Annotated in this window: 5 protein-coding genes; all 5 read right to left on the reverse strand. The window is 41.4% G+C overall.

Annotated elements, in window-relative coordinates; all coding sequences use genetic code 11:
- Positions 1–14: 14 nt before the first annotated feature.
- On the reverse strand, positions 15–2900 hold the full coding sequence (gene dacB / locus AYJ08_RS10320; protein ID WP_064017648.1) for a D-alanyl-D-alanine carboxypeptidase/D-alanyl-D-alanine endopeptidase: 2886 nt from the start codon (positions 2898–2900) through the stop codon (positions 15–17).
- Between the two features lie 301 nt (positions 2901–3201).
- Complete coding sequence (locus AYJ08_RS10325; RefSeq protein ID WP_064017649.1) at positions 3202–3834, reverse strand: NUDIX hydrolase; 633 nt, start codon at positions 3832–3834, stop codon at positions 3202–3204.
- Positions 3834–4523, reverse strand: coding sequence for a metal-dependent hydrolase (locus AYJ08_RS10330; protein ID WP_031415481.1), 690 nt, complete (start codon positions 4521–4523; stop codon positions 3834–3836). Before AYJ08_RS10330 ends, AYJ08_RS10325 begins: the two co-directional genes overlap by 1 nt.
- Before the next feature lie 130 nt (positions 4524–4653).
- Positions 4654–6498, reverse strand: a complete 1845-nt coding sequence (locus tag AYJ08_RS10335; protein WP_064017650.1) for an LTA synthase family protein — start codon at positions 6496–6498, stop codon at positions 4654–4656.
- A gap of 249 nt (positions 6499–6747) precedes the next feature.
- Complete coding sequence (locus AYJ08_RS10340) at positions 6748–8565, reverse strand: SpoIID/LytB domain-containing protein (RefSeq protein ID WP_064017651.1); 1818 nt, start codon at positions 8563–8565, stop codon at positions 6748–6750.
- Positions 8566–8593: the final 28 nt, after the last annotated feature.

Consider the following 8593-nt stretch of genomic DNA (forward strand, 5'->3'; position numbering starts at 1 on the left):
TAAAGCCCCTTTCGTTATTCTTGATAAGAAGCTAGTAATTCAAAGACTTTATCCTCCCATTTACTCATTTTTTCTGGAGAGCGGAGATGTCCATTGAGAATAATCGTTACAGCTAGATGTTCATTCTTTTTCGTAGTAATATAGCCGCTTATGCTAGACACACCCTGTGATTGGCTACTCAAAGCACGTAGATTACCTTGAGCATCTGTGCGTTTTAACCTGTTTTTCAGTGTCCCATCCACACCAGCGATGGGTAGGGAGTTATAATATAATGGATATTCCTTTTGTCCAGCTAATTTAAGTAATGCATCGTTTAGTTGCCGAGCTGAAAGTAAATTATAGCGAGTTACTCCTGAAGCATCAAGAATGTCGTAGCTAGTATTTACACCCCAGGCTTTTAGAAGCTCCTGTGTAGCTGCTACCCCTGCCTCAGTCGTTCCCTTGCCCGCTTTCCTTGCCCCTATCGTTTTATTGACCATTTCTGCAATCAGGTGATCATCATTTTTATTCTGCAGGGTCAGGATATCTTGCAGTGCCATGGATCGCACTTGACCTAGCTTAATCGCCTCTCGTGTCACTTGTCCCAAGAGTACTTTACTAGCAGGCGATATCTTGATACCAGCATCCTTCATTTTCTGTAGAAATAATACTCCCGAATAAAGAGCCGGCTCCTCAACCGAAACAAGCTCCTTCCGTTCTTTGGTAGTAATTGGCAATTCACCAAGAAAATGAAAAATGTTTTTAGATCGTTCTTTTTTCAACTGAAAGGTTTGCTGTGCTCCCTTACCGACAGTGGACGCCTTTTGATAGATGACAACATAATTCGTTTTTGGCCACATATCAAAGATTACTGGATCGCCAATTTTTACTCCAGGCTTATAGGTAAGCTTTACTTTTCCAGCTTCACTTGTAAGAGCGCTGATTTTTGCAAGTTGCTTCTCTGTATCCCACGGCCAGCCCAAGCCTACTAACTGATGGTCAAAATAGCTCTGATCAACCAAAATATTGCCATTGACCTGTGTAATTCCTTTATCTAGTAAAAAACCAACTAATTGTTCTAATGTAGGTCCTTGCCCCTCATCATTTTGATGATCTGCACGTAGGGTTGGATCCCCGTATCCTTTGACAATGATATCTCCTTCTACCACACCATTTGCATTAGCAGGTTTTGACAGGAATACTTCTGTTTTAAAAGAATAATTCTCTCCCAAGGTCAAAAGAGCGCCAATACTCGTCAGCTCCTTACTAATTGTACCTGGTGTTAACAAACGATCCGCCTGATGCTCATACAATGTCGCTTTTGACCCTGTTCGGTCTAAGGAAGTAACGATCATACTGCCATGCACATTGGCTAGGGCCGGATCTTCCCACAACGGGTCAAGCAAGGCGCTTAACTCATATGTCGAATTGGTTGATACTTCAGCGATGAGTTCCGGTAGCATAGGATATTCGGCTAGCACAGTCCCAATCGAATCTTGCAGCTGTGTTGCAAACTTTGATTTATAAATTCCATTAATCATGATGGAGAAAGCTAGCTTATCGCCGTTCGCAGCTGTAACATACCCCGATAAGCAGTTTACACCGCCCATTGAGCCTGTTTTAGCTATTAGAGTATGAGCTGCTTTGGTCTCTCTCAGACGGCTTTTTAATGTACCATCGATGCCGGCAATAGGTAAACTCGCTTCAAATGCTTCTCGATACTCCTTCTTTTGCACATAGCGAAGGAGAGCAATCATTTGATTGGGAGTAATCAAATTAAGACGTGACAATCCTGATCCATCCACCTGCACATATGCTCCAGGAAATTTAGCCCCCCGTAGCACCTCGGCAATCGCATCTGTACCGGTATGCCAGCTACCTTTCCCTTTTTTAATAGCTCCCATCGTTTTGGTTAGCATCTCTGCATAAAAATTATCACTATCTTTATTCAATTCCAGTATGATTTCTGATAGAGGACGAGAGTAATGAGTCACTAGAGGTGTTCCTTTGACTAAGCTCGTTTTTTGAACCGATTTCTTGTCAATCAATAAGATCCCTTCTGACTGTAGGATCGACTGAAACATCTCACCGACATAAAGTGCAGGGTCTTCCATGGTAACGTTTTCTTTATAGGGAATGGCATCTCTACCAATACTGCCCTTCATGATTAGTTGGTTATGCCCAATCGTCCGTTCAACAGTGATCTCGGTCTCCCTGCTATCGGTCGTCGTGACAGACGAAATAACCTTTACGTACTCATTTACGGGTGTTATGCTAACAGTAGCTGGTTTACCGACCTCTTTTGCAGGCGTAATTACTAGTTCCATGCTATTTTTATGTAAGGATAATCCACTGATTTGTGCGCTATAAGCATACACCTCATCATCCCACATCCAAGCTGGTCCCAGACGTATATCATCGAAATAGCTTTCATCCACATACACCTGACCTTGAATACCTGTGATCCCTTTTTGTTTCAATTCAGACGCTATTTGGTGAAAATCTGTTGTTTGTAAGGTTGGGTCACCGTAGCCTTTTATTATTACATCTCCTTGAAGGACACCGTTTTGTTCCACTTTTCCGTCAGCATATATTTCGGTTTTAAACTGATAATCAGCACCTAATTCCTCCAAAGCAGCAGCCGCAATAAACAGTTTCATATTAGATGCTGGAATAAAATTCTTATCTGCCTCATGCTGATATAGGAAGGCTTCCTTATTCAGATTGTATACAGAGATTCCTGCATACATCCCTTTGCTTACATCCTCATGCGAAAGCTTTTCAAGCAACGAATCTATCTGACGGCCAACCATGCTTGCTTCCATTTTGCTTGCCAATGCGGTGACAGGTGAGAATACCAACTGCATGAGAAGCACCACTGTAAGCACACAGCGCAGCGTAAGACTGTTTTTTCCCTTCATTGCTTTCCTCCTTCTTCTTTATAGAGTAAACAAAGCCAAGCGTTGCCATGCATGTGCAGAAAAAAACGACGACCATACGAAAGAGAGGTCCCTTACCCTTAAATAAGCAAAAAAAGGGAAAACTAGAACCATAAATTCTTAACATACAAGCCATTTCTTACGCTACTGATTCATCTTATGATCATTTTTCTTACTCTTCTGACATTACAAACCAAAAAAGACATGGTACTGTAGGATCCTGTCCCCTTATACCATGTCTTCCTTGGTTTTCCGCTATGTTTCATTGTCCTTATTTCGCTGATTACCTGCGAAAAAATTGTAAAAAATGCAGTAGAATCCGTGCAGTTAATCCCCAGATAATCCGGCCATCTGCTTCATAAAAATATTCAGGGAGCTTTCCATGTCTCCACTTATAATCTCGCCCATTCGCAATTAGATGATACGGGAAATCCTCCCCTGGCTCAAAGCGTAGATCAATGTCAAAGCGATCAGGTATCGTGTCCAAAAGCGTTCGTAACGAAACAGTAAAAACTTCTTCCACTTCATCTGGGTTGGGAGCTAGTTCAGAGATTTTCCTATGTATAAACCCAACATAAGGATAAATTAGTAAGCTTGAAGACAAAACTAAAATATCTAAATCTCCTGCAAACGTGATCTTATCAGGATCAAGCCCCAATTCTTCTGACGTTTCTCGTCTAGCTGCTTCCCATTCATTGTGATCGCTTTGCTCTATATGTCCACCTGGAAAACAAATTTCACCCGCCTGACTTCTTAACGTGGAAGCACGCTTCTCAAATAAAACAGACCACTCTCCATGTTCATCACGGATCAATGGAACAAGTACGGCTGTTCTGCGTGATTCCTCCTGGCCTAAAATGCCACGCTGACGGGTGGATAGTTGTTTAACAACACTTTCTATCTGTTGGTCGTTCATTATATCTCCCAGCTTTCTCCCGGCTGCATTACTTTGCCCTGTATGCCTTTTTTGGCTAACTCCTTAACAAAAGCATGTCCATCCTGTTTAATTGGCGGGAACGTATCAAAGTGAATTGGAACGACTGTTTTAGCTCTAGTCCATTCCGCAGCCAGTAAAGCATCTTCTGGTCCCATTGTAAAATGGTCACCTATTGGCAAGAAGGCAAGATCTGGTTGATGCAGCTCACCAATTAGTCTCATATCGCCAAAAAGCCCTGTATCTCCTGCATGGTAAAGGGTTTTACCTCCCATTTGGATGATCAGTCCAGCAGGCATTCCTGTATAAATTATCTGTTGTTCATCATTAAAAACAATGCCTGTACTGTGAAATGCTTGCGTCATTTTTACAAAGCCGAATGGTAGCTGAACTTTTCCTCCAATGTTAAAACCCACCGTTTTGGCACCTTTCCAGTTCAGGTATTGGGCCAGTTCTACCATACAATAAATCGTAGCATCATTTTGTTTCGCAATCTGTACCGCATCACCAATATGATCACCATGTCCATGCGTTAACAAAATGTAGTCTACTTTTATATCTTCTGGCTTACTTGTTGTAATAGGGTTTCCTGTCAAGAATGGATCAATAATGATGGAATGCTGATCATGAGTTAATTGTACACAAGAGTGTCCATGAAATTGAATGCGCATTATAACCCTCTTTTCATCTGTGTAATATCCATTATTATACACGAAAAAAAGCGAGCCTGTCCTTATTTGTTCCGCAAATATAGCAAAAAGAGCCGTTTTAAAAACGGCTCTTCAGAATGCTAATCCTTGATTAATCTCTCATTGGTAATTGATTCACATAAGCATCAGATATAGACAGAAGCTCTAGAGTCTCTTCATACATTTTTCTGTACGGTTCCAGATCCACAACAGCTTCATGTGTCTTGATATTCGTAGCAGAACCATCCTCCAGACTCTGACCAGGAATAAACAAGATGTCATCATTAATAAAGGAGCCGCTTGGCATATAGAAGCGTTCGCCCAGTACATTATGGGTCGTATTGAGCAAGTCTTGACCAAAATATGTCGTGTTTGAAAGATCAAGCCCAACTAAATTGGCGATAGTTGGCATAATATCGACTTGACCACCCATATTTGCCATCGTCTTGCCAGTTTCATTGCCTGGAACCTTCACAATCAGCGGAACCGTGAACGCATCCACTTTATCGTAAACATGTCCTGTCAGGCTCTCAATAATTGGTTTCCCATCTTTACCCTGATCATCTTGTGTAATGCCATAGTGATCTCCATACAGAACAATAACTGTATTATCCCAGAGTCCATTTTGCTTCATTTTCGCAAATAAAGCTCCTAGCTGCTTATCTACGTAATGCTGGGCCTGCATGTAATTACCTACATTTGTCCCTTCCCAAGCTGGTGGTAGTGGAAGTGTAACCTTCTCTTGTGGAATAACAAAAGGGTGATGTCCCGACAAGGTAATGATCTGAGAATAGAACGGGCGGTTCTGCTTTTGATACTCCTCCAATACCCCTAAGGTTTTATTAAACAAAATTTCGTCAGATGGTCCAAGTCCAACAATATCCTCATATCCAAAGAACTCGGTATCATAATATTTATCAAAGCCCAGTCCTGGATACATTACATCTCGATTCCAAAAATCTGCCTTATTTACGTGAAAGGTCATACTCGCATAGCCTTGTTCCTTTAACATACGAGGCAAACTCGGAATCTCTCTTTCTCCAAAAGAAACAGACATCGGGGAAGTTCCTACTGGATAAATTGAGGTGTTGCTAATAAATTCAGCATCCGAGGTGTTTCCTTGCCCCACCTGTTGGAAAAAGTGCGGGAAATAATAGCTTTCCTTAATCAAGGCATTAAGATTTGGTGTGATTTCAACACCGTTTATTTTTTTATTAAGCAAAAAGTTTTGGAAGGCCTCCATCTGAATAACCATCACGTTTTTGCCTTTTGCCGCTCCAAATAATTGCTTAGGCTGCTGTTTTTCACGTTCAGCCTTTAGTTCCTTAATACGTGCTATATACTCCTCATTCCACACTGGAACCTTCTGATCTTTCAAGAAGCTATTCACTTGAAAGGTAATTAAGCCTTGTTGCTGGGCTTTTTTTGTTTCGTTTTGAATTCCGGCAGTTCGCTCTGCTTTTACACCCTCAAAAGAGAACAGAACCACCACAGAACAAGCTGTCAAAATTAAACGCTTGACCAAAGTCATGTCCACCTGTGCTTGAACCGTATCTTGTTTTTTCTTTTTCACGGAGCGATACCAGAGTAAGAAAATAACTAGATCCAGATAAAGCACAAAATACTGAGGTTTAATTAATGTAAATACACTAGAAGAAACGTCCTTTACCTGTCCGATTTGCATGAATGCTTGGTAGGTCATGATTTTTCCATAGTAGGAATAATACACAACGATCGCAAGCATAAAGCTAGACAGTAAAAAGTTAGCAATCGTATACATCAGTGTTTTTCGCTTATAAAAAAGCAAGGTAAAGATTACCACGATTAGCAAAACAGAGCTTGTTTCAGCCCAAAGCAAGTGAAAAGGGTTGCGGTCATCGTAGATAAAAATTCTAAACCAAAAAAATTTAGATAGGAGTAACAGAGACGTTATCAGAGAATATTGTTTCCAATTCATTTTTTGTAAGCCTCTCTTTTATTCTATTATCGGCCGGTCTACCTAGTATGAGGCATTTCCGACCAAAATATCTTACCACAAACCTGTTAAAGTAGCACCTATCGTATAAAGAAATATGTTTGTCTGCCCCGGAGGTTACTAAAGATAATCTCTGTTTTAGAAATCAAGACTATAACAAAAGATGACCAAACGGCCATCTTTGTATGGTCAGGAATCATTTTACATAAGAGTTCAACAAAGTTTTAAATTCTAAGATTGATACAAATTTACCAATTGGTGGTTAGGGTAGAAGGTTTGGAGAATTTGCTCCACAGGAAGCCCCAGCTTATCAAGTGTCGAGGCACCATACTGACTCATCCCCACGCCATGACCATTTCCGCCGCCATAAATGATGACATTTTGAAGATTGCCTTGCTCATTGCGACTTACTTCAAAGGCAACAAAGCCGGATGGTAACAGGCTGTAGTTCTTCATTGCTAGTTTAGCATCATAGTGAGAGGAATCACCCGCGGTTCGATGAAGAATGACATCTCCACCACCGGTATAGCTCTTAGAAGGACGGAGTAAATAACGTACATTGTAATCCTTCACTACCTTAAAGGTACCATTACTTCCTTCCAGAATAAGCTCCTGAATGTTTCCATTCTCACCACGTTTGCTCACATAAAGATTATATAATTCACCTACACCGCTGGAAGGAATGGCTCCCTTCACGAAATTCCCATCGCCATGACTGATAAATACTCCATTTGGATCAGCGGCAGCACGAGCAGCTAGATTTTTATTAATGGTATTTTGTAGCTCCCCTTTCGATAGCTCAACCTTCCAGCGGAAAAATGGGGATTGGGAATCTACGCTCACGATTGATAAATCTTTGACAAACGAAAGCATCTCTTCCTCACTTGAAATGGTTACTGGCAAAAATCCTTGTTTCTTTTGAGATTCCATGACAAAGCTCTGTGGAACCAAATATGGTACACCGCTTCCTGGAAATTGTTGTGTAATCGGATCAGGCCAAATTTCATGACGACCTGCCACCACTCCAGCAGATGATGAAAAGTAGCGTGCATCAACTAGCTCATCCCGATACTTCATGATGAGACCTGCTGTTGCCTCTACTGCTCTCGTCACTTTCGCATTTTCCAGGGTATTGTTGTAAACCTGACTCATCGTACTATCATCTACATGAAAGCCTTTTGCAGCATAACGATTGCTGTAGTAGTCGCTTAGAGCATATGTACGCGCTGCGATTGCCTGTGCTTTTAATGCTTCATCCCCGAAGGATGCTGGCATCTCACTCGGTACGACTTGAAGCAAATATTGCTCAAGCGACAATTCATTGATGATAGATAGCTTACCGAAGGACACAGATGGTTTAATTTCCAGCACACCCCGATATTTAGGTGTTCCTTGTGCTCGCTTGAGGCTTAACACCTCAGTCATTCCGTCTTTATTATCAGCAGGCACTACATAAAGACGTTCCGACATAGAAACGAGCGTTTGGTTATTAACGCTAACAGTTAGACTGTTTCCTTGATTCGTAATGTTTACAACTTGATTAGGTGCAACCTCAAACTGCTGATTCGTTCTTTTATCAATAAGGTACAAGCCCTCCGCTGACTTTGCTTGGAACGTAGTGTGATCAAGTGAACCAAAGCCTGTATTGTACAATCCTATGCGCATCCGATCTGCACGTGTTTCTCCCTCTAGGACCAACATATTGACTTGATTTTGTCCATTTACATAAACTCTGACATTTTCAGCACCGACACGCACATCTGCCAAAGATTTTGGAACAAGCGAATCGCCAGATAATTGATAAACTTGTACCTCATTTGCTAACGTAAGCAACCCCGACCGTTCCAATTCAATCGTTTTCTTTGCCGTATCCTTCACCATAATCTTCTCGGTGAGATACGTCCCTTGATTCATTTGATCCATGGATCGGTATGCATCTTTGTTACTAGCCACAAGCACAGGGGCTTTTAACTGGCTTGCCAAAGCACTCGGTGTGATGGCCGTTGACATGAGCACCACCAATGACAGGATCGAACTTGTTTTTTTCATGTTGTAGCTCCTTTCAGTTCCTATACAA

Origin of the sequence: Brevibacillus sp. SKDU10, assembly GCF_001645205.1 — a bacterium.
Taxonomy (GTDB): domain Bacteria; phylum Bacillota; class Bacilli; order Brevibacillales; family Brevibacillaceae; genus Brevibacillus_B; species Brevibacillus_B halotolerans.

Bases quoted from the DNA above. Each gene is read 5' to 3' on its own strand.
- dacB (WP_064017648.1), bottom strand. From the start codon at position 2,900: ATGAAGGGAAAAAACAGTCTTACGCTGCGCTGTGTGCTTACAGTGGTG.
- AYJ08_RS10325 (WP_064017649.1), bottom strand. From the start codon at position 3,834: ATGAACGACCAACAGATAGAAAGTGTTGTTAAACAACTATCCACCCGT.
- AYJ08_RS10330 (WP_031415481.1), bottom strand. From the start codon at position 4,523: ATGCGCATTCAATTTCATGGACACTCTTGTGTACAATTAACTCATGAT.
- AYJ08_RS10335 (WP_064017650.1), bottom strand. From the start codon at position 6,498: ATGAATTGGAAACAATATTCTCTGATAACGTCTCTGTTACTCCTATCT.
- AYJ08_RS10340 (WP_064017651.1), bottom strand. From the start codon at position 8,565: ATGAAAAAAACAAGTTCGATCCTGTCATTGGTGGTGCTCATGTCAACG.